We start from the raw sequence: 17,913 nt of genomic DNA, 5'->3' as shown, positions 1-17,913 counted from the left end.
AAATGCAAAAGCCACCCGACTATGAGCGGGCCGTGAGATCGGAATTCGAGGCAGTACGGGCGGAAAATACCGTGCAAGCCTACGAACGCTTCATCCGCCGTCATCCCGGCCATCCCCTCGTTGGAGATGCCCGTAAGGCGATATCGCGTCTGCAGGGGCGGTGAGGCGGGCCGGACGGAAAACCCTTCCTGGAAGCGCTCAGATCGTTTCTTCGTTCTCTTTTGCCCTGAGCAACATGCCGAACAGGTCGCGCGGATCGTCGGGATCGGCGATCATGTCGAGATTCTGGTAGAAATCTGTGCCGGGAAGGCGGGCTCGCACGTAGCGGAGCGCCGAGAAATCCTCGATGGCGAAGCCGACGCTGTCGAAGAGGGTGATTTGGCGGGCATCGCGGCGGCCCTGCGCCTCGCCGGTGACGACCTTCCAGAGTTCGGTGACCGGAAAGTCCGGCGCCATCTGCTGGATCTCACCCTCGATGCGGGTCTGTGGCGGGTATTCGACGAAGACGTCCGAGCGCTTCAGGATATCGCGATGCAATTCCGTTTTGCCGGGGCAATCGCCGCCGATTGCGTTGATGTGGACCCCGGCGCCGACCATGTTGTCGGTGAGGATCGTGGCGAACTGCTTGTCGGCCGTACAGGTGGTAACGATCTCGGCGCCTTCGATCGCTTCCTGGGCGGACCTGCAAGACAGGATCTTGAGGCCGGAACCGTCGAGGTTGCGGGCGGCCTTCTCCGTTGCCCGAAGGTCGATATCGTAGAGCCGGATGGTGTCGATGCCGCAGACGGCCTTCATCGCCAGCGCCTGGAACTCGGCCTGGGCGCCGTTGCCGATCATCGCCATCGTGCGCGCACCCTTCGGTGCCAGGTGCCGTGCGGCCATCGCCGAGGTTGCGGCGGTTCTGAGCGCCGTCAGTATCGTCATCTCGGTAAGCAGCGCGGGATAGCCTGTCGAAACCTCGGCGAGCAGCCCGAAGGCGGTCACCGTCTGCAGCCCCTCGGCGGTGTTCTTCGGGTGGCCGTTGACATATTTGAAGCTGTAGACCATGCCGTCGGAGGTCGGCATCAGTTCGATGACGCCGTCGCGCGAATGGCTGGCAACGCGCGGGGTCTTGTCGAAGCTCTCCCAGCGGCGGAAATCCGCCTCGATGGTGTCCGTGAGCTCTGCCAGAACCGTCTCGATGCCCAGGTGATGAACGAGGCGCATCATGTTGTCGACGCTGACGAAGGGCACCATGGCCTTGGCTGAAGGGAGCGGGGAGAACATGGAGGTTCCTCTTGGCGGCTTGCTATATTCCAGGACAGGGTAGCGATTGAGCGCGCTGGTCGAAAGCGCAAAGATGTGCTATTTTCGGCACCGAACTGAGCAATTTTTCCAGTCGGATTGTGCAATATGAGCAGAACAGGAGTTGGCGATTCAGCAGTTGCAAAATACACCCCGGATGATCTGGACCGCCGGATCATTGCGCATCTGCGCGCTGATGGGCGGGCATCGCTTTCCAAACTTTCCGACGCGCTGGGCGTGGCGCGCGGCACTGTGCAAAATCGCCTGGACCGCCTGCTCGAGACCGGGACGCTTCTCGGGTTCACGGTGCGCGTCAGGGAAGACTACGACGTCAACACGGTTCATGCGGTGATGATGATCGAGGTTGTGGGGAAGTCCACGACGCAGGTGGTTCGCAAACTGCGCGGCATGCCCGAGATCTTTACGCTGCACACCACCAACGGCAACTGGGATCTGGTCGCCAACATACGGGCGGCCAATCTCTCCGAATTCGACCGGATCCTGCGCGAGGTGCGGATGATCGACGGCGTCGCCAACAGCGAGACCAGCCTCCTGTTGAGCAGCGTCTGACCGGCAGCAGCCGCGTAGGGGCAGATCGGGACGATTGAAAGCCGTGCCCATCCCCGTTAGGTTGCGCCCGCATTCAATGAAGGTTTTCGTGGGGGTTGGCTTGGCGGGCCGTCGAACTTGTTTTCTGTTGGCCTGTGTTCTCATGACGCCGGCGGCTGCCCGGGCGGAATGGCAGGCGGTCGAAAAGATCAAGACCTACGCGATCACCGGGCAGTCCGGACCGGAGCTCTACGCTTCCATCGGCGAACGAGGACCGCAGGTGGGCGGCCTCGGGCGCGCGATCGCCCATACGAGCTTCAAACTCACCTGGAGGCGGAAATACGAGGAGCGAGACGGGGCCTGCGTGCTTGCGTCGGCGCTGCCGAAGCTCACCATCACGTATACGCTGCCGGAGCTTGCCGGAAAGCTGCCGGCCGGGATCGAGACGCACTGGCAGACCTTCATCGCCGGCGTGAAAAAGCATGAACTGGTCCATGGCGACTTCATCAAGGAGATGGTGAGCGCCATCGAGGCCGCCACCGTGGGCCTCACCGTTGCCGACGATCCCCAATGCCGCAAGATCAAATCCGAAATGACGAAGCGGCTCGGCGAAATCTCCCGCGCGCAAAGACAGAAGAGCCGCGACTTCGACAAGGCCGAGCTCAGCGACGGCGGCAATGTTCACCAGCTCATCCTCAATCTCGTGAACGGGGGCTGATGCGCGTGGCAGATCCGTTCGAGGCGGCGCGCTTGAGGCTTTGGCCGAAAGGCAACACTTCTGCGCAAAAGCAAGATGTTGTCGAGCCTGCCTCCGAATTGTCTCAATGCAACGAAAACGTGAGCCCGCCTGAGTGGCAGGCATAGCGGCACGAAATCTTTCCGTGCAGCTGACATTACTGAATTTGTTTCGGACGATCGGCCGGGGTTTCTGCCGATGATGAGCCGAAAAGGAGAAGATGCATGAAGAAGACTCTCGCCATGGCGTTTTCCGCGGTCACGATCGCGTTTGCCGCCGCGGGCGCCAATGCGGCCGATCTGACCTATCAGGAGCCGGCGCCGCCGCCGGCGATGCAGGACGCGCGCGGCGGTGTGAAGATCGGCTATCTGGAATGCGACATCGGCGGCGGCGCCGGCTACGTGCTCGGTTCGTCCAAAGAGGTCGAGTGCGCCTTCCGGTCGCTGGGCGGCGATGTGATCGAGGATCGCTACACGGGTGAAATTCGCAAACTCGGGATCGACGTGGGTTTCACGATGCGCAGCCGGTTGATCTGGGCCGTGTTCGCGCCGACGGCAGGCTACCACCATGGTTCTCTGAGCGGTATCTATAAGGGCGCGAGCGCCGAGGCGACGCTCGGTGCGGGTGTGGGCGCCAATGTCCTCGTCGGCGGCACCTCCGGCTCGATCCACCTCCAGACGGTCAGCGTCACCGGCCAGCTCGGTCTCAACGTCGCGGCCGCGGGCACGTCGATGACCCTCAACTCCGCGAATTGATGTCTTCGCCGGCGCGGCCGTTACGCCGCGCCGGGACCGATCTCCTCGCCGACCTCCACAAAATCACCAGCATACCCACCGTCATGGCCGCGAGACCGTACCAGGTGACGGCATAAGCGAGGTGATTGTTGGGAAAGACGACGCGCGTCAGTCCGCCGACGGGGAGCCCGCCGCGATTCGGGCTGGCATCCGCGTCGACGAAGTAGGGCGCGACCTCGGAGAGGCCACGCGCCGCAGCGATCGCACCCACGTCGCGCGAATACCAACGGTTTTCCCCGGGCCTGTTCGACTGCAGGAGCGAGCCGTCAGGCTCGTCCATGCGCATGAGGCCGGTGACCTTCGCTTCGCCCTCGATCTGGCCTTCCCGCCGCGTCGATGCCTCACGCCTCTCCGTCGGTACGAAGCCGCGGTTCACGAGCACCGTCGTCCCATCGGCAGCTGCAAGGGGCGTCACAACCCAATAGCCGGCGCCGCGTTCGGTTGCGGCATAGACCAGCGTTTCCTTATCGTTGAGGAAGCGGCCCTGGAGAGCGACGTGCCGGTATTCGTCTCGCGCGGCGTTGACGTTCGGCCAGTCGTTGCGGGGCGGCACAGGCATGGGTGCCGCGTGGACGCGCTCCTCGACCCGGGCGATCAGGTCGAGCTTCCAGGAGAGGCGCTTGAGCTGCCACGTGCCGAGCGCAGCAAAAGCCGCGATGAGCAGGAGGCCGAGGATGCTGAGGATCGCAAGCGAGAGCCGGGAGTGCGGGCTGGAGGTGAGTTCGGTGTCGCTCATGACGTTCCTGCTTCGAAGCGGAACCAATATGATCGAGGCTTGCGCCCCCTCATCCGGCTGCCGCCACCTTCTCCCTGCATGCGGGGAGAGGGTTAGTCCTCGGGTTAAACCCGAGGAGAGGGGCGAAGTCCCGATTCACGGCATGTTCTTCATCATTTCCGGGCTCATCGGCATCATGTTCGTGTTCAGATGATGCATGACCCAGAGCGAGCCGGAAAGCGCGATGGCGACGAGAAGGATCGTGAAGATCAGCGCCATCATCGTCCAACCGCCCTCGGAACGCGTGTTCATGTGCAGGAAGAAGATCATGTGGACGACGATCTGGAGGGCGCCGAGGGCCATGATGATCGCGGCGGTGAGGACGGCGCTGTCGAGAACGTCGGCCATCACCAGCCAGAAGGGGATCGCGGTCAGGATGACGGAGAGGACGAAGCCGGTCATGTAGCTCTTCAGCGTTCCGTGTCCCGCGTCGTGACCATGGCTGTGGCCATGATGGGCCTCGAAAGCGTCCTCGTGCGAAGGTGCGTGCGTACTCATCCCAGAACTCCCATCAGATAGACGAAGGAAAAAACGCCGATCCAGACGACGTCGAGGAAGTGCCAGAACATCGAAAGGCACATGAGGCGGCGCTTGTTTTCCGGGATCAGTCCGCGCTTTGCGACTTGCGCCATGAGCACGAACATCCAGACGATGCCGGCGGTCACGTGCAGGCCGTGCGTGCCGACGAGCGTGAAGAAAGACGACAGGAAGGCGCTACGCTGCGGTCCGGCGCCCTCATGGAGCAGATGCGCGAACTCGTAGAGCTCGAGCCCGACGAAGGCGATGCCGAAGAGCGCGGTGACGGCCATCCAGGCGAGCGTCGTTTTTTTATCGTAACGTTCCATCGCCAGCATGGCGAAGCCGTAGGTGATCGAGGAGAAAAGCAGCATCGACGTGTTCACCGCGACGAGCGGCAGGTCGAAGAGATCGGCGGGCGAGGGGCCGGCGGCATAGTTGCGGCCGAGAACCGCATGGGTGGCGAAGAGAACCGCGAAGATCAGGCAGTCGCTCATCAGATAGAGCCAGAAGCCGAGCATCGTGCTCCCTTCGGGGTGATGCTCCTCCGTCAGGTAGAAGGCCGGCGCCTGTCCCTCATCGAGCGCGCGTTCGGTATGGAACTCGGTCATGCTTGCACCTCGGCGGCAAGCGCTTCGGTCCGCTTGCCCTCTGTGTCGGCGACGACGTTTGCGGGAATGTGGAAGTCGCGGTCATAATTGAAGGTGTGGCCGATGGCGATCGCCGCCATGGCGACGAAGGAGAGGATCACCAGCCACCACATGTACCAGACCATGGCGAAGGCGAAGACGACGCTGATCGCTCCGAGGATGACGCCTGTGCCGGTGTTCTTCGGCATGTGGATCGGCTTAAAGCCTACAAGCGGCCGGCTGTGGCCGCGCTTTTTCATATCCCACCAGGAGTCCTGATCGTGGACGAGCGGGGTGAAGGCGAAGTTGTAATCCGGTGGCGGCGAGGCGGTCGACCATTCGAGCGTGCGCCCGTCCCAGGGGTCGCCGGTCGTGTCGCGCAGCTCTTCGCGCCTCACGAAGCTGACGACGAGCTGGATCAGCATCGACAGGATGCCGAGCGCGATCAGGAAGGCGCCGAAGGCCGCGATGACGAACCAGATCTGCAGCGAGGGATCCTCGAACTGGCTGACGCGGCGCGTGACCCCCATGAGCCCGAGCACGTAGAGCGGCATGAAGGCGAAGTAGAAGCCGGTCAGCCAGAACCAGAAGGACATCTTGCCCCAGAACGGATCGAGCCTGAATCCGAAGGCCTTCGGGAACCAGTAGACGACGCCTGCCATCAGCCCGAAGACGACGCCGCCGATGATGACATTGTGGAAGTGGGCGATGAGGAACAGCGAATTGTGCAGGACGAAATCGGCCGGCGGAACGGCAAGCAGGACGCCGGTCATGCCGCCGAGGACGAAGGTCACCATGAAACCGATGGTCCACAGCATAGGCACCTCGTAGCGGATGCGGCCGCGATACATGGTGAAGAGCCAGTTGAACATCTTCGCTCCGGTCGGGATCGAGATGATCATCGTCGTGATGCCGAAGAAGGCGTTGACGCTCGCACCCGAGCCCATGGTGAAGAAGTGGTGCAGCCAGACGATGTAGGAGAGGATGGTGATGACGACCGTGGCATAGACCATCGAGGCATAGCCGAAGAGCCGCTTGCCGCAGAAGGTCGCGACGACTTCCGAGAAAATGCCGAAGGCCGGCAGGATGAGGATGTAGACCTCCGGATGGCCCCAGATCCAGATGAGGTTGACATACATCATCGGATTGCCGCCGAGGTCGTTGGTGAAGAAGTTCGTGCCGGCATAACGGTCGAGCGTAAGCAGCGCCAGCGTCGCGGTCAGCACCGGGAAGGTGGCGACGATCAGCACATTGGTGCAGAGCGACGTCCAGGTGAAGACCGGCATCTTCATCATCGTCATGCCGGGGGCGCGCATCTTCACGATGGTGGCGATGAGGTTTATCCCCGACAGCGTCGTTCCGATGCCGGCGATCTGCAGGCCCCAGATGTAATAGTCGACCCCGACGCCGGGGCTGTAGTCCGCGCCCGACAGCGGCGGATAGGCAAGCCATCCGGTCCGCGCGAACTCGCCGACGAAGAGCGACAGCATGATGATGATCGCGCCGGCCGTCGTCATCCAGAAGCTGAAATTGTTGAGGAAGGGGAAGGAGACGTCGCGCGCACCGATCTGCAGCGGCACGACGAAGTTCATCAGCCCCGTCACGAAGGGCATCGCCATGAAGAAGATCATGATGACGCCGTGTGCCGTGAAGACCTGGTCGTAGTGATGCGGCGGCAGGTAACCTTCCGAGCCGCCGAAGGCCATCGCCTGCTGCAGCCGCATCATGATCGCGTCGGAGAATCCGCGCAGCAGCATCACCAGCGCGAGAATGATGTACATGATGCCGATCTTCTTGTGGTCGACGCTCGTCAGCCAGTCGCGCCAGAGCGTCCCCCAGAAGCGGTAATAAGTGATGAGGCCGATCAGCGCGATGCCGCCGAGCGCGACGGCGAGAAAGGTCACGACGAGGATCGGCTCGTGATAAGGGATCGCGTCGAGGGTAAGCCGGCCGAAGATGAGCTTCAGAAAATCTGGATCGGAGAACATGGGAAACCTGTTCAATCGTTAGCGCAACGCGCCGTGTTCAATGGTTGAGCTGCGGCGGTGCCGGATCGCTCTGATGGTTCATGCCCGGCATCGAGTGTCCCTCGTGTCCTCCCATGGGCATATCGTGCTGCATCGGCTCCTCGGCGCCAGTGCCCTGCGGCTCCTGCTGGCTGCGCGCGGGTGTGCCCGTCGCCGGGTGCGTTGCGGCCGGTGCTCCTTCCGCCAGGGAATGCCTGTTGTCGTATTCCAGCTTTTCCCGGTTCTCGGCGCTCTCCTTGCCGGCGCCCCCCATCATGTCGATGTGCATCATCTCCTCCATGCACATCTTGCCGGGTGTGACGCATAGATTGAGGATTGCCCGATACAAGCCGTCCTCGACCGCGGCGTAATAGCGGACCGGCTCCCTTTCGCTCGGCTTTTCGAGCTTCAGATAGGCGTCGCGGTTGAGCGCGGTTCCCTGCGCCTTCACCCGCGCGACCCAATCGTCGAAGCCCTGCCGGTCGAGCCCGTGGAACTTGAAGCGCATGTGGGAAAAGCCGTCGCCGCTGTAATTGGCCGAGAAGCCTTCATATTCGCCCGGCTTGTTGATCACCGCGTGGAGCTTTGTTTCCATGCCCGGCATCGCATAGATCTGGCCGGCAAGGGCCGGAATATAGAAGGAGTTCATCACCGAGGAGGCGGTGATCTTGAAATGGATCGGAACGTCGACGGGCGCTGCGAGCTCGTTGACGGCCGCGACCCCGAGGTCGGGATAGAAGAACAGCCATTTCCAGTCGAGCGCCACGACCTCGACGGTGAGCGGTCTGGCATCCGCGGGGATCGCCCTTTCCGCATCCAGCCGGTCGAGCGGTCGATAGGGGTCGAGCTTGTGCGTGCTGATCCAGGTAATCGCCCCGAGCGCGATGATGATCGCAAGCGGTGCCGACCAGATCACCACCTCGAGCGCCGTCGAGTGGTGCCACTCCGGATCGTAGGTGGCGCTCGTGTTGGACCTCCGATACCGCCAAGCGAAGAAAAGCGTCAGGAAAACGACCGGGACGATGATCAGCAGCATGAGGATCGTCGATATGACGATCAGATCGCGTTGCTGCGCAGCGATATCGCCGGATGGCGACATCACCACCATGTCGCATCCCGCCATCACGAGGAAAAGCGGCAAAACGGCGAGGCGGCGGGAAAACTTCAACAGTTCTGGCACGGCTCGGAGCTCTATTTTGTTTCGACGGCCCTGCGACTAAAGTAGAGTGGATGGGAAAGGTATGAGGTCGATGGTCGCACTGCAGCAATCCGCCGCAGTCGTTTTGCGACGCAGCATCTTCCGCCGCTTGCAGATAGTGAGGACGTGAAACGCATTATTTCGCGTTTCTCCCCTTGATATGAACGGTTGATTGGTCAAGATCCCTCCAAGGGAGCCTTGCGCTCTCATCTTGAGAGTACGAGCGGGTGCGGCGGAACACCGCATGTTCTTAGCCCCCGTGCGAGCGCGGGAGGCGTTTGATGAGCAGTGCAATGCAACAGTCCCTGGGACCGTCGTCCTCTTCGATGGAGCGCGACGCGCGGCGCATTCACGACGACACGCCCGTATCCGCCGGCAATATCGCCATCGGCGTCGTCATCGGCCGGGCAGCGGAATTCTTCGACTTCTTCGTCTATGGCATAGCCTCGGTGGTCGTCTTTCCGCAGCTCTTCTTTCCTTTCGCCCCCGATCGGCTGACGGCGACGCTCTACTCCTTCGCCATTTTTTCGCTCGCCTTCGTTGCAAGACCGGTCGGTTCGCTGGTCTTCATGGCCATCGACCGGACTTACGGCCGAGGCGTCAAGCTGACGATCGCGCTTTTCCTTCTCGGAGGCTCGACGGCCTCGATTGCCTTCCTGCCGGGCTATGCGACGCTCGGCGCCTGGTCCATCGTGCTCCTTGCCGTCTTTCGTCTCGGTCAGGGTTTTGCGCTTGGCGGCGCCTGGGACGGGCTCGCCTCGCTTCTCGCTCTGAACGCGCCGCAGCACCATCGCGGCTGGTACGCGATGATTCCGCAGCTGGGCGCGCCCCTCGGCTTCATGCTCGCCAGCGCCCTCTTCGCCTATTTTCTCGTTTCGATTTCGGAAGCGGACTTTCTCGCCTGGGGTTGGCGCTACCCGTTCTTCGTAGCCTTTGCGATCAACGTCGTCGCGCTGTTCACGCGCCTGCGGCTCGTCATGACCAAGGAATTCGGAACGCTGCTCGACCTGCACGAACTTCAGGCGGCCCCGGTCACGGAAGTGCTCAGGGCAAATGGAGGCAACGTTCTCGTCGGCGCCTTCGTCCCGCTTGCAAGCTTCGCTCTCTTCCATCTGGTGACTGTGTTTCCGCTCAGCTGGGTGGAAATCTACACGGATCATGGCGCAAGTTCGTTCCTGATGGTGCAGTTCCTCGGCGCGGTCTGCGGCATCCTCGCCATCATCGCTTCCGGGCTGATTGCCGATCGTATCGGCCGGCGCAATCACCTCGGAATTTGCGCGGTCCTGATCGCGATCTTCAGCTTCGTCGCCCCGATGCTGCTCCAGGCTGGCGCCACTGGTCGCGATGTCTTCGTGATCGTCGGTTTCACGATCCTCGGCCTCTCCTTCGGCCAGGCCGCCGGAGCCGTTGCGTCGCGCTTCGGCAAGGCCTACCGCTATACGGGGGCGGCGCTCACCTCGGACCTGTCGTGGCTTATCGGCGCAGGCTTTGCGCCCCTGGTGGCACTAGGGCTGACCAGCCGCTTCGGGCTCGCCTACGCGGGCTACTATCTTCTCTCCGGCGCCCTTTGCACGATCCTCGCGCTGGTCTTCAGCAAGAAACTGGAGATCGACAACGAATAGAGCGAAGGAAATCGGGACGGAAGCGCCTTCGTTCCCGTCCCGCCATGTGCCCCCGAGCTTCCGTCATTGTTTCCGCCGACCAGAACCGTAAAGCTCGCTCGAACGGCGGAACATAATCGAGTCTCGCCGGTTCCGGCAGCGACGCGCGGTGCGGGAGCGAACTGGTTCCGTGCATTGCGGTGAGTGCCATGCACCGAAAGGAGAAAGGAGCCATGCCTGCAAAGTCGAAGGCGCAGCAGAAGGCCGCCGGCGCGGCCCTTGCCGCCAAACGAGGCGAGAAGAAGAAGAGCGAACTCAAGGGCGCCTCTAAGGGCATGGAAGAGTCCATGACCGAGAAGGAACTCGAGGAAATGGCCTCGACCAAGCGCAAGGGAAAGAAGGAACACGTCTCGGACAAGTAACCGCGCATGCTGAAAGCGCGGTGCGCTTGCGGAACGCGTCGGTAAACGGTATTCGGGCCGAGGTATAAAGTTTCCGGTTTACCCTCACGGTCGGAAGAATGTTTCAGCTCACCATGGCTGTAGCCCTTTCACGCCCGCCGTTTTGATCATTTACAGCGCTAAGCGGGAACAATATTCTGTAGCAGGATCCGGGTCGTGATTAAGGACGGGCGAATGGACGATAGCAGGGCTTCCGCGGATGCGGACGCGGAAAAGGCCGTTGACGAGCGGATTGCGTCGCTCGTCCAGAAGATGCGCAAGGAAGCGGTCCCGGAGCGACTTCTCGAACTGGCGCGGGAGTTGCAAAAGGCCCTTGACGATCGGAAGCGCTAACCGGAAGCCGGTTTGCCAGCACAGAGCCGCTCGTCCGCTCAGTTCAGCGGATTTCCGTGCATTTGCGCCGTCAGTTCGTCGCGTGCCCGGCTGAGCCGGCTCTTGATCGTACCGATCGCGCAGTCGCATATGTCAGCGGCTTCCTTATAGCTCATTCCGAACCCGGCAACGAGCACGAGGACTTCGCGGTGCTCCGGTGAAAGAGCCCCAAGCGCGCTGCGTAGCTCGCCGTTGAGGACGGACCACTCCTGCGACGGCGCGGTTGGAATCGGCAATTCGGCGCAATTGGTGCTCCCCGGGCTTTCCCGCGTGCGAATCTTGTACTGCGTGCGAAACGCATTGCGCATGATCGTGAACAGCCAGGACTTGAGACTCGTGCCGGGCTCGAACTGCTCGATGCTTCTCAGCGCCCGGAGCAATGTCTCCTGCACGAGGTCGTCGGCCTCGAACGACGCTGACGTGAACGTACGCGCGAAAGCCCGCAGAGCGGGAATCAGATCGACGACTTGCTCCTCAAGCAACGGTGATTGTCGCGATGCGTGACCGCCGATAGCAGGCATGTCGAATATTGCCCTTCTGCCTATGATGATTTCTCCAGGTGACGTTAGGAAATGCCTTTCCGGCCCTTTGGTTCCTGAGGCTCTGGGGATATTTCCGGGCGCGCATCAATCCGGCACCTGATCGTACGGCCATTCACGCGGAGATATGCCGGCAACTCCGCCGCCCGCCCACGGGAACCAAAAGCGACATCACCAGTTTGAGTGGTCTAGGGACATCCAGTTGAGTGGAAGGAGAACGCCATGAAGAGAATTGCCTCTATGACTGCTGCCCTGCTTTTGATCGGCTCATCGGCCGTCGCGCAGACGACGGTCGTCCTGCCGGGCGAAGTAAGAACCTATGTAATGGAGCAGAACACGCCTTCTATCGCCTACGAAGGTGAGATCGTGGTCGGGCAACCGATTCCCGAAACGGTGGAGATTCACACGATTCCGGACCAGCCCGATTTTGCCTATGCCATCGTCAACGATAAGCGCGTTGTCGTAAATCCGAAGACGCACACGGTCGTGGAAGTCTTGCAGTAGCTTTGCGCGTCTGACGGAGACGCGGCGCTGTAGGTGCGCAGCATGCATGCGCAAGTCTGCTTCGTGCGGCTCCTATCCCCTGAATCACGAGCGTGGCGGTTGGCGCCGCCACGCAAGCCTCTGGGGGCACCATGGAAAATCAAAGAATCGAGTTTCGGCTGGTGGCGCAAAGAGAAATCCTTGTTGCCGTTCTATCCGCGCTTTACCGCCACAAGGACGTCTGGGCGGAGATCAACCGTGCCCTGGAAGATGTCCCGATCGTTCAGGACCATGAGGAAGATCCCGGCGTCGTACCCTCGGAAGCCTTTGCTAGGCAGAACGCGATGACGACGGAAATCGCTTCCATCCTGCAGGATGCGAGGGCCCGGACGGATCTGGATCCTGAGCCGCTCTGAGACGGCCGCCCGGGCGATTAGACCGGAACCCCTTCTACCTTCGTGCGTTAACCAAAAGGCTGCGTTTTCAGCCCCCGCATGTCCACGCAAGAGAAGGGAGCGTATCGTGCGCGTTCGACTGAAACAGAAGCGTCCGAAATTTGCCCGGCCGCCTGAAAATCCAAATCCGAAGAAATCTGGGCGGAATACCTGGCAACCTCAGGTTATTGTCCCTTACCGGGTCGACCTCACTCTCAAGAAGTCGACGGCAGATGAAGTGGCAGTTCCGGCCTCGATCAATGGGAGGAGTCTCATCGATGGCCGGCTATGAGGACAAGATGATCCGTGTTCGGGATGTAATGTCTCGACAGGTTTTCACCGTTTCGCCCACCGATACGGCGCAATCCGTCGCCCGGCTAATGGCTGAGACCGGGGTTGGCGCGGTGCCTGTGGAAACGCCGGGTGTCGGAACGATCCTCGGGATCGTCACGGATCGGGACATAGTCACCTCCGTGGTCGCACAAGGGCTGTCCAGTTCGACGGCCGTGTTCGAGTTCATGACGGTCGCCGCCGAATCCTGCGAGGAGGACGACAGCCTCCTGCTTGCCGCCCAGAAGATGCACGACCTGCGAATCCGACGTCTCGTCGTCGTCAACGGGAAGCGACACGCGGCCGGCATCGTGGCTCTTGGGGACATCAGCCGGGCCAATCCGGAACTAGGCGGTCTCGTTCTCGAGGGGATCAACCGGCCTGCCCCCGTCGATACCCAGCTTGAAGGAATGTCGACATGCTGACGCAGGATCGTCTCTGGAGCGAAGCGGTGATTCTGGAGGCAGGTGAAAACCGTGTCCTCCGGGTACAAAGCACCCGTGACGCTTTTCTTTGCCTCAAAAATCACTGGCCGATTGCCGACGGAGAAGCAAAGCGCGATGCCTTCGCGGCCTGCGAGCGGGTGATCGACGGGGATGACGAGCCCGATGTCGCACGCACCGCCTTCATTAAGGCTGCCGAGGAAGCGCAGTTCAGCGTACACAGCTGGACCGGGTGATCGATCAGGTCCGCGTTACAAAGACTGCTGAATGATCAAAGGATCATGGGCGGCTATCGGAGCGGTTCCGGGCCGCCGGCTCCTGATAGCGCCCGGCGATAGCGATCTGGACTTCCGCCTGGAACTCGAGGACCTCGTTTCGGATCTCGTCCTCCCGTAGACCCAGTGCGGAAAGCTGCTCGGCGAGCTTCCGGCATTCGCTTTTCCAGTAGCGGACTGCAGCGGCCCCATGTATCCGGTCGAGTTCACGCGCGCAGCGGTCGACATCGCTGGCGCGTGCCGCCAGAGGAAACGCGACGACTTCGCCGCCCCGGACCATGGTTCGTTCACCAAACTCAACTGCCATCGAATCACCTTACGTTCATCACCAGCCACCTCTATCGGCTAGATGGTTAACGATTCATTCGCCGCGATCGCTTGCCCCTCTTCGGCGGTATTGTCCGGGAAAAATCCGGGCGGGACGACTTTATCCGGTGCTAGAGCGGGATGAGGAAAAGTGTGTGCCGTTTTCCGCCCGCATCCCGCGTCTCAACTTCTTGGAATCGATCACGATGTTTTTAGGTCGAACCGACCTAAAAACATCGTGATCTAAGGGAACAAACGCATCGCTGCACGGTTTGACAGTCGGATCGCGTGGAACAAGTTCCCTCTCCGCAAAGCCCCTACGGATCCACGCGCTCCTCAATAATAACGAACAAAATAGTGGGCCCCGCCACCCCGGGCGGGGCCTTTTCCTGTGGTGCGCCCGGCATGGGCGCATTCCTGCGGGTGGAAGTCCCGCCACGAGCTGGTCACAGCGAGTGAAGTGAAGCGCAACTGCGTGAGGGTGACCGAGCGTGGGGAGGAAGCGTGGAGCGTAAACCGCGTGCCGATGAACAAGAACCGGATATGAGGCGGTGCCGACCAGGGCGAGCGGGCCATGAACCGCGAAGCTCTCGTGACCAAGGGGCGGCGGCGTAGATCCGGCGGTGGTGCGGTGAAGGAATGCGTTCTTACCCGGGGAGATCTCGCCTTGCGCCTGAAAGGGCGACGGTGTCGAGCCGGAGCGAGAAGTCAGCAGAGGTCGTAGTAGCCGTATCCGCGGCGAAGGACCGAACGAAGAGGAGGGCTTGAGGCATAGCGATGCAGGAAGCCAGGCATCAGATGCCCGCGAGAGCGGGGCGGTCCGGGGGGAGACAGGGTGAAGCCCTGTCTGAACCGGGCAGCGATGAAGCGACCTGCCCGCGCTGTGACGCGCAGAGCACAGGGCCGGGGCTGCTGGAAGCGGCCCTGGCGCGCGAGAACCTGCAAAGAGCCTGGAAACGGGTGAAGGCCAACAAGGGCGCGGCTGGTGCGGACGGTCTGTCCATCGAGGCGACCGCGGCTCATCTGCGCACGTCGTGGCCTGGCATCCGCGAACGGGTTCTGGCGGGAACGTACCGGCCGATGCCGGTGCGACGGGTGACGATCCCGAAACCGGATGGCGGCGAGCGCGAGCTCGGCATCCCGACGGTGACGGATCGCTTGATCCAGCAGGCGCTGCTGCAAGTGCTGCAGCCGCTCCTTGATCCCACTTTCAGCGAGCACAGCCACGGCTTCCGTCCGGGCCGTAGTGCGCATGACGCTGTCCTCGAGGCGCAGTCATACGTGCAGTCGGGCCGGCGGATTGTCGTGGACGTCGACCTGGAGAAGTTCTTCGACCGGGTCAACCACGACATCCTGATCGACCGCCTCAGCAAACGGATATCGGACAAGCGGGTTATCCGCCGGATCCGGGCCTATCTGAACAGCGGCATCATGGACCATGGCGTGGTCCAGGAGCGGGTGATGGGCACGCCGCAAGGCGGGCCGCTGTCGCCGCTTCTGGCCAATGTGCTGCTCGATGAGGTGGATAAGGAACTGGAACGCCGGGGCCATTGCTTCGTGCGCTATGCGGACGACTGCAACGTTTACGTTGGCAGCCGCAAGGCGGGCGAACGGGTCATGGCGCTTCTGCGGCGGCTTTACGGACGGCTGCACCTGACGATCAACGAGGGCAAGAGCGCGGTTACCAGTGTGTTTGGCCGCAAGTTCCTCGGCTTCAGCTTCTGGCGGGGCCGGGATGGCGCGGTCAAGCGCAGGGTGGCCGACAAGCCGCTCAAGGCGTTCAAGCGCCGCGTCCGGCAACTGACCCGCCGTTCGGGCGGGCGCAGCATGGCGGAAGTGGCCGAGCGCCTGCGCGTCTATGTTCTGGGTTGGAAAGCCTACTTCCGGCTGGCACAAACTCCAAGGCTCTTCAAGGAGCTGGAGGAATGGATGCGTCACCGGGTGCGCGCGATCCAGCTCAAGCACTGGAAGCGTGGCAAGACCACCTACAAGGCCCTGCTTGCCAAGGGCGCCAAGCCCGAAGTGGCACGGCAGATCGCGGTCAACAGCCGCAGATGGTGGCGCAACAGCGGCATGTTGCTCAATTCGGTCCTAACCCTCAGGTGGATGGATGCCCTCCGTATCCCCCGCCTCGCCTGACCTCAACTCTTCGAACCGCCCGGTGCGGACCCGCATGCCGGGTGGTGTGGCAGGGGCGCGGTCACAACGGCCGCCCCCTATGCCGATCGGATTTGCTTGTTGAATTCCCGCTTTGTCACGATCGCGAACCCCATGGCTCTTTCGCAAGAAATGCTCTGACAGCGCACTCCCGAAGGAAACGCATATCAGGCAAGACCAAATAAGCGGCGAGCGAGCGACGGAAAGCATCGTTTCGTCGTCTAGCCGGCCGAAAGGCGGGCCGAGTTTTTCTCGTTTCACCGACATGGCCTTGTCGATCATTATCTGTGACGGTTACCAAGCCCACTCTCCGGCGTCGGTCGTACCGTTGGCCACAACAGAGGGGCATCGAGCAACGCTTCCGACACCAGCAGCACAGTCACCGTGCCGGTGTCCTCGAACAAATCAGCCTGGATGATCGGGGCAGGCCGGGGCTTCCCGAAGTCCACCGGCAGGGCGATGGTAACGAGATCGCCACGCTTCATGCATCATCGGACAGAGCGGCGTCAATGAAGGCATCCAGGTCGCGGGCGGCAGCATCAGCCGCGGCGACCGCCTCCGCCTGGCGCCGGCACTCGTCGGCAAAACCTGGGCGGCGGTTATCCGGAATCCATATTTGCACGGGGCGCAACCCGGCCGCCCGCAGCGCGTCTCGGCGCTTTTTTACTCGTTAAGTGACAGGCGTCGGCACGACGGAACTCCGATCGATGTAACGTATAGGAGCGCGGCAGACAGAGAGCTGTCTTTGTCCAACCCAAAAGTAAAACGCTCAAATCATCGCAGGAACTTGACGCCGGGAGGGGTTATCGAAGCAGGCCTTGGCCGCCGTCGATCCAAACGGGACTTCCGGTCACGTGGCGCGCGCGCTCGGAGACGAGGAAACGGATGAGCTCCGCCACGTCTTCGCTCCGCCCCGGTTGCCCGTCGGTAATAGGCACCTGCCCCTTTGGCCATTCGACGGGAATTGCCGTTTCCTCTTCGTGGCGCAGCTTGGTGTTGTCGCTGATGTTCGTCTCGATCGCACCGGGGCAAACGGCGTTGACCCGAATGTGGTGCTTACCGAGCTCCAGCGCCAATTGCTGAACGATCGCAACCTGTGCCGCCTTCGTAGCCGTGTAGGCCGTGGCGCCCGGTGTCGTGAAGGTCCGGGTGCCATTGATCGACGAAACGACCACGATGGCGCCGCCCCCTCGCTGTTTCAGGTAGGGAACCGTCAGATGCAAGGTCAGAAAGGTGCCGCGCAGGTTGACGGCGATCGTCTCGTCCCATTCGAAAGGTTTCAGGTCGTCGATAGGCGCCCAGACGCCGTTGATGCCGGCATTCGCGACGACGATATCTAAATGGCCGAACTTAAGCACGAGATCCCTGACTGCATTGCGCATCTGCAACTCGTCGGAGACATCCGCCTCCAGTGCAATGGCCTGTCCGCCGGCACCTACGATCTCGTCGGCAACTTCCTCCACCTCCGTGCGGGTGCGCCCTAGTGCTCCGACTGTCACGCCGTCTGCCGCAAGCGCAAGCGCGGTGGCTCGACCGATGCCGGACCCCGCACCGGTGATCAAGGCAACGGGCGACGGCTGGTTCATGGCTGACCGTTCTTCGCGCCGTCGGTCGGGATAGTGGAAACCGTAACGGATACCGGATCGCTGGCGGGGAATGTGTCCTCGAGGCCCTCGTCGAGCTGCCTTTCCATTTCATCCGTGTCCTTCGCGCCGCGTGCGCTGCGGTGGATTTTCGAGGTTTCCTGGGAGTCCTCGATCGTGCTGCAATCGGCGCTCGCGAGCTCACGCATGACGGCTTGCGCCTTTTCAATGGCGTTGAGCCGGTTGAGGTTTGCGGCCGCGTCGCCGCGCATCGAGACCGAGACGATCTCACCGCCTTCGCCGACGAACTCAACCGTGAAGCCGGCTTTTCCGCCCTGTTCGGGGATAACCTGTGTACCAACAAGATGCATAGGGCACCTCCTCGCTCGCTGCGGCGCTTCCATGCCGCATTGGGTTCTGCGGTTGCCCGCCATTCGTCAGG

Annotated in this window: 24 protein-coding genes; 12 read left to right on the top strand and 12 right to left on the bottom strand. The window is 61.9% G+C overall.

Features of this window, described 5'->3' with window-relative positions:
* Nucleotides 1-2: 2 nt before the first annotated feature.
* A complete protein-coding gene (locus M1D43_RS23530; RefSeq protein ID WP_013850401.1) occupies nt 3-164 on the top strand; it encodes a hypothetical protein in 162 nt (53 codons plus the stop codon).
* 34 nt (nt 165-198) lie between these two features.
* Here the strand turns inward: M1D43_RS23530 and ocd are convergent, their stop codons facing one another.
* Nucleotides 199-1,266 (bottom strand): ornithine cyclodeaminase, encoded by a 1,068-nt coding sequence (gene ocd, locus M1D43_RS23525; protein ID WP_014527819.1) that lies wholly within the window; start codon nt 1,264-1,266, stop codon nt 199-201.
* A 126-nt stretch (nt 1,267-1,392) separates the two neighbouring features.
* Here ocd and M1D43_RS23520 point away from each other — a divergent pair, with 126 nt between their 5' ends.
* From M1D43_RS23520 to M1D43_RS23510, 3 genes are all read left to right on the top strand, one after another.
* Complete coding sequence (locus tag M1D43_RS23520; protein ID WP_010976141.1) at nt 1,393-1,854, top strand: Lrp/AsnC family transcriptional regulator; 462 nt, start codon at nt 1,393-1,395, stop codon at nt 1,852-1,854.
* Between the two features lie 76 nt (nt 1,855-1,930).
* Nucleotides 1,931-2,551 (top strand): DUF922 domain-containing Zn-dependent protease, encoded by a 621-nt coding sequence (locus tag M1D43_RS23515; protein ID WP_013850403.1) that lies wholly within the window; start codon nt 1,931-1,933, stop codon nt 2,549-2,551.
* Between the two features lie 242 nt (nt 2,552-2,793).
* Entirely contained in the window at nt 2,794-3,324 is a 531-nt protein-coding gene (locus tag M1D43_RS23510) for a DUF992 domain-containing protein (protein WP_010976139.1), read from the top strand.
* On the opposite strand, the gene M1D43_RS23505 is transcribed toward M1D43_RS23510, so the two are convergent.
* From M1D43_RS23505 to cyoA, 5 genes are all read right to left on the bottom strand, one after another.
* Nucleotides 3,308-4,099: an SURF1 family protein gene (locus M1D43_RS23505; protein WP_014527820.1), complete on the bottom strand. Its 792-nt coding sequence runs from the start codon at nt 4,097-4,099 to the stop codon at nt 3,308-3,310. The two genes, M1D43_RS23510 and M1D43_RS23505, sit on opposite strands and share 17 nt — an antisense overlap.
* Nucleotides 4,100-4,234: 135 nt before the next feature.
* The gene (cyoD, locus tag M1D43_RS23500; protein WP_014527821.1) at nt 4,235-4,636 is read right to left on the bottom strand and encodes a cytochrome o ubiquinol oxidase subunit IV; all 402 of its coding nucleotides are present in this window, start codon (nt 4,634-4,636) and stop codon (nt 4,235-4,237) included.
* Nucleotides 4,633-5,265: a cytochrome o ubiquinol oxidase subunit III gene (cyoC, locus tag M1D43_RS23495; protein ID WP_014527822.1), complete on the bottom strand. Its 633-nt coding sequence runs from the start codon at nt 5,263-5,265 to the stop codon at nt 4,633-4,635. Before cyoC ends, cyoD begins: the two co-directional genes overlap by 4 nt.
* Nucleotides 5,262-7,271, bottom strand: a complete 2,010-nt coding sequence (gene cyoB, locus M1D43_RS23490; RefSeq protein ID WP_014527823.1) for a cytochrome o ubiquinol oxidase subunit I — start codon at nt 7,269-7,271, stop codon at nt 5,262-5,264. The genes cyoC and cyoB overlap by 4 nt, the downstream gene beginning before the upstream one ends.
* 37 nt (nt 7,272-7,308) lie before the next feature.
* On the bottom strand, nt 7,309-8,469 hold the full coding sequence (gene cyoA / locus M1D43_RS23485) for a ubiquinol oxidase subunit II (protein ID WP_010976134.1): 1,161 nt from the start codon (nt 8,467-8,469) through the stop codon (nt 7,309-7,311).
* Between the two features lie 299 nt (nt 8,470-8,768).
* Here cyoA and M1D43_RS23480 point away from each other — a divergent pair, with 299 nt between their 5' ends.
* From M1D43_RS23480 to M1D43_RS23470, 3 genes are all read left to right on the top strand, one after another.
* Entirely contained in the window at nt 8,769-10,109 is a 1,341-nt protein-coding gene (locus tag M1D43_RS23480) for an MFS transporter (RefSeq protein ID WP_498814281.1), read from the top strand.
* Between the two features lie 212 nt (nt 10,110-10,321).
* Nucleotides 10,322-10,510 (top strand): DUF3008 family protein, encoded by a 189-nt coding sequence (locus M1D43_RS23475; RefSeq protein WP_013850407.1) that lies wholly within the window; start codon nt 10,322-10,324, stop codon nt 10,508-10,510.
* Nucleotides 10,511-10,723: 213 nt separating this feature from the next.
* A complete protein-coding gene (locus tag M1D43_RS23470) occupies nt 10,724-10,882 on the top strand; it encodes a hypothetical protein (RefSeq protein ID WP_015456716.1) in 159 nt (52 codons plus the stop codon).
* A gap of 38 nt (nt 10,883-10,920) precedes the next feature.
* Here the strand turns inward: M1D43_RS23470 and M1D43_RS23465 are convergent, their stop codons facing one another.
* Nucleotides 10,921-11,442, bottom strand: coding sequence for a sigma-70 family RNA polymerase sigma factor (locus tag M1D43_RS23465; protein WP_010976130.1), 522 nt, complete (start codon nt 11,440-11,442; stop codon nt 10,921-10,923).
* A 240-nt stretch (nt 11,443-11,682) separates the two neighbouring features.
* Here M1D43_RS23465 and M1D43_RS23460 point away from each other — a divergent pair, with 240 nt between their 5' ends.
* The 4 genes from M1D43_RS23460 (at nt 11,683) to M1D43_RS23445 (ending at nt 13,386) form a co-directional block, all read left to right on the top strand.
* The gene (locus M1D43_RS23460; RefSeq protein ID WP_010976128.1) at nt 11,683-11,964 is read left to right on the top strand and encodes a DUF1236 domain-containing protein; all 282 of its coding nucleotides are present in this window, start codon (nt 11,683-11,685) and stop codon (nt 11,962-11,964) included.
* Nucleotides 11,965-12,095: 131 nt separating this feature from the next.
* On the top strand, nt 12,096-12,359 hold the full coding sequence (locus M1D43_RS23455; RefSeq protein WP_498814279.1) for a hypothetical protein: 264 nt from the start codon (nt 12,096-12,098) through the stop codon (nt 12,357-12,359).
* 296 nt (nt 12,360-12,655) lie between these two features.
* Nucleotides 12,656-13,132 carry a CBS domain-containing protein gene (locus tag M1D43_RS23450; RefSeq protein WP_013850411.1) on the top strand — a complete coding sequence of 159 codons (477 nt, stop codon included), beginning with the start codon at nt 12,656-12,658 and terminating at the stop codon, nt 13,130-13,132.
* The gene (locus M1D43_RS23445) at nt 13,126-13,386 is read left to right on the top strand and encodes a DUF982 domain-containing protein (protein ID WP_010976125.1); all 261 of its coding nucleotides are present in this window, start codon (nt 13,126-13,128) and stop codon (nt 13,384-13,386) included. The genes M1D43_RS23450 and M1D43_RS23445 overlap by 7 nt, the downstream gene beginning before the upstream one ends.
* 43 nt (nt 13,387-13,429) lie before the next feature.
* On the opposite strand, the gene M1D43_RS23440 is transcribed toward M1D43_RS23445, so the two are convergent.
* Complete coding sequence (locus M1D43_RS23440; RefSeq protein WP_013850412.1) at nt 13,430-13,732, bottom strand: DUF6074 family protein; 303 nt, start codon at nt 13,730-13,732, stop codon at nt 13,430-13,432.
* Between the two features lie 776 nt (nt 13,733-14,508).
* Between M1D43_RS23440 and ltrA the strand changes: the two genes are divergently transcribed.
* Nucleotides 14,509-15,870, top strand: a complete 1,362-nt coding sequence (ltrA, locus tag M1D43_RS23435; RefSeq protein ID WP_122103568.1) for a group II intron reverse transcriptase/maturase — start codon at nt 14,509-14,511, stop codon at nt 15,868-15,870.
* 299 nt (nt 15,871-16,169) lie between these two features.
* On the opposite strand, the gene M1D43_RS23430 is transcribed toward ltrA, so the two are convergent.
* The 4 genes from M1D43_RS23430 to M1D43_RS23415 all read right to left on the bottom strand — a co-directional run bounded on the left by M1D43_RS23430 (nt 16,170) and on the right by M1D43_RS23415 (nt 17,842).
* Nucleotides 16,170-16,373 (bottom strand): type II toxin-antitoxin system PemK/MazF family toxin, encoded by a 204-nt coding sequence (locus M1D43_RS23430; protein ID WP_017267414.1) that lies wholly within the window; start codon nt 16,371-16,373, stop codon nt 16,170-16,172.
* Nucleotides 16,370-16,534 (bottom strand): antitoxin MazE-like protein, encoded by a 165-nt coding sequence (locus tag M1D43_RS23425; RefSeq protein ID WP_153320140.1) that lies wholly within the window; start codon nt 16,532-16,534, stop codon nt 16,370-16,372. Before M1D43_RS23425 ends, M1D43_RS23430 begins: the two co-directional genes overlap by 4 nt.
* Before the next feature lie 157 nt (nt 16,535-16,691).
* Nucleotides 16,692-17,474: an SDR family oxidoreductase gene (locus tag M1D43_RS23420; RefSeq protein WP_010976119.1), complete on the bottom strand. Its 783-nt coding sequence runs from the start codon at nt 17,472-17,474 to the stop codon at nt 16,692-16,694.
* Nucleotides 17,471-17,842, bottom strand: a complete 372-nt coding sequence (locus M1D43_RS23415; RefSeq protein ID WP_164777829.1) for a hypothetical protein — start codon at nt 17,840-17,842, stop codon at nt 17,471-17,473. The genes M1D43_RS23420 and M1D43_RS23415 overlap by 4 nt, the downstream gene beginning before the upstream one ends.
* Between the last annotated feature and the right edge of the window lie 71 nt (nt 17,843-17,913).

This window comes from Ensifer sp. R1-3 (assembly GCF_056739175.1).
Note: the sequence above shows the minus strand (reverse complement) of the source record. Positions and strands in the feature narration are given on the sequence as shown.

Excerpts from the sequence above, each read along its gene's own strand:
- M1D43_RS23530 (WP_013850401.1), top strand. The coding sequence starts at position 3 with ATGCAAAAGCCACCCGACTATGAGCGGGCCGTGAGATCGGAATTCGAG.
- ocd (WP_014527819.1), bottom strand. The coding sequence starts at position 1,266 with ATGTTCTCCCCGCTCCCTTCAGCCAAGGCCATGGTGCCCTTCGTCAGC.
- M1D43_RS23520 (WP_010976141.1), top strand. The coding sequence starts at position 1,393 with ATGAGCAGAACAGGAGTTGGCGATTCAGCAGTTGCAAAATACACCCCG.
- M1D43_RS23515 (WP_013850403.1), top strand. The coding sequence starts at position 1,931 with ATGAAGGTTTTCGTGGGGGTTGGCTTGGCGGGCCGTCGAACTTGTTTT.
- M1D43_RS23510 (WP_010976139.1), top strand. The coding sequence starts at position 2,794 with ATGAAGAAGACTCTCGCCATGGCGTTTTCCGCGGTCACGATCGCGTTT.
- M1D43_RS23505 (WP_014527820.1), bottom strand. The coding sequence starts at position 4,099 with ATGAGCGACACCGAACTCACCTCCAGCCCGCACTCCCGGCTCTCGCTT.
- cyoD (WP_014527821.1), bottom strand. The coding sequence starts at position 4,636 with ATGAGTACGCACGCACCTTCGCACGAGGACGCTTTCGAGGCCCATCAT.
- cyoC (WP_014527822.1), bottom strand. The coding sequence starts at position 5,265 with ATGACCGAGTTCCATACCGAACGCGCGCTCGATGAGGGACAGGCGCCG.
- cyoB (WP_014527823.1), bottom strand. The coding sequence starts at position 7,271 with ATGTTCTCCGATCCAGATTTTCTGAAGCTCATCTTCGGCCGGCTTACC.
- M1D43_RS23480 (WP_498814281.1), top strand. The coding sequence starts at position 8,769 with ATGAGCAGTGCAATGCAACAGTCCCTGGGACCGTCGTCCTCTTCGATG.
- M1D43_RS23475 (WP_013850407.1), top strand. The coding sequence starts at position 10,322 with ATGCCTGCAAAGTCGAAGGCGCAGCAGAAGGCCGCCGGCGCGGCCCTT.
- M1D43_RS23470 (WP_015456716.1), top strand. The coding sequence starts at position 10,724 with ATGGACGATAGCAGGGCTTCCGCGGATGCGGACGCGGAAAAGGCCGTT.
- M1D43_RS23465 (WP_010976130.1), bottom strand. The coding sequence starts at position 11,442 with ATGCCTGCTATCGGCGGTCACGCATCGCGACAATCACCGTTGCTTGAG.
- M1D43_RS23460 (WP_010976128.1), top strand. The coding sequence starts at position 11,683 with ATGAAGAGAATTGCCTCTATGACTGCTGCCCTGCTTTTGATCGGCTCA.
- M1D43_RS23455 (WP_498814279.1), top strand. The coding sequence starts at position 12,096 with ATGGAAAATCAAAGAATCGAGTTTCGGCTGGTGGCGCAAAGAGAAATC.
- M1D43_RS23450 (WP_013850411.1), top strand. The coding sequence starts at position 12,656 with ATGGCCGGCTATGAGGACAAGATGATCCGTGTTCGGGATGTAATGTCT.
- M1D43_RS23445 (WP_010976125.1), top strand. The coding sequence starts at position 13,126 with ATGCTGACGCAGGATCGTCTCTGGAGCGAAGCGGTGATTCTGGAGGCA.
- M1D43_RS23440 (WP_013850412.1), bottom strand. The coding sequence starts at position 13,732 with ATGGCAGTTGAGTTTGGTGAACGAACCATGGTCCGGGGCGGCGAAGTC.
- ltrA (WP_122103568.1), top strand. The coding sequence starts at position 14,509 with ATGCAGGAAGCCAGGCATCAGATGCCCGCGAGAGCGGGGCGGTCCGGG.
- M1D43_RS23430 (WP_017267414.1), bottom strand. The coding sequence starts at position 16,373 with ATGAAGCGTGGCGATCTCGTTACCATCGCCCTGCCGGTGGACTTCGGG.
- M1D43_RS23420 (WP_010976119.1), bottom strand. The coding sequence starts at position 17,474 with ATGAACCAGCCGTCGCCCGTTGCCTTGATCACCGGTGCGGGGTCCGGC.
- M1D43_RS23415 (WP_164777829.1), bottom strand. The coding sequence starts at position 17,842 with ATGCATCTTGTTGGTACACAGGTTATCCCCGAACAGGGCGGAAAAGCC.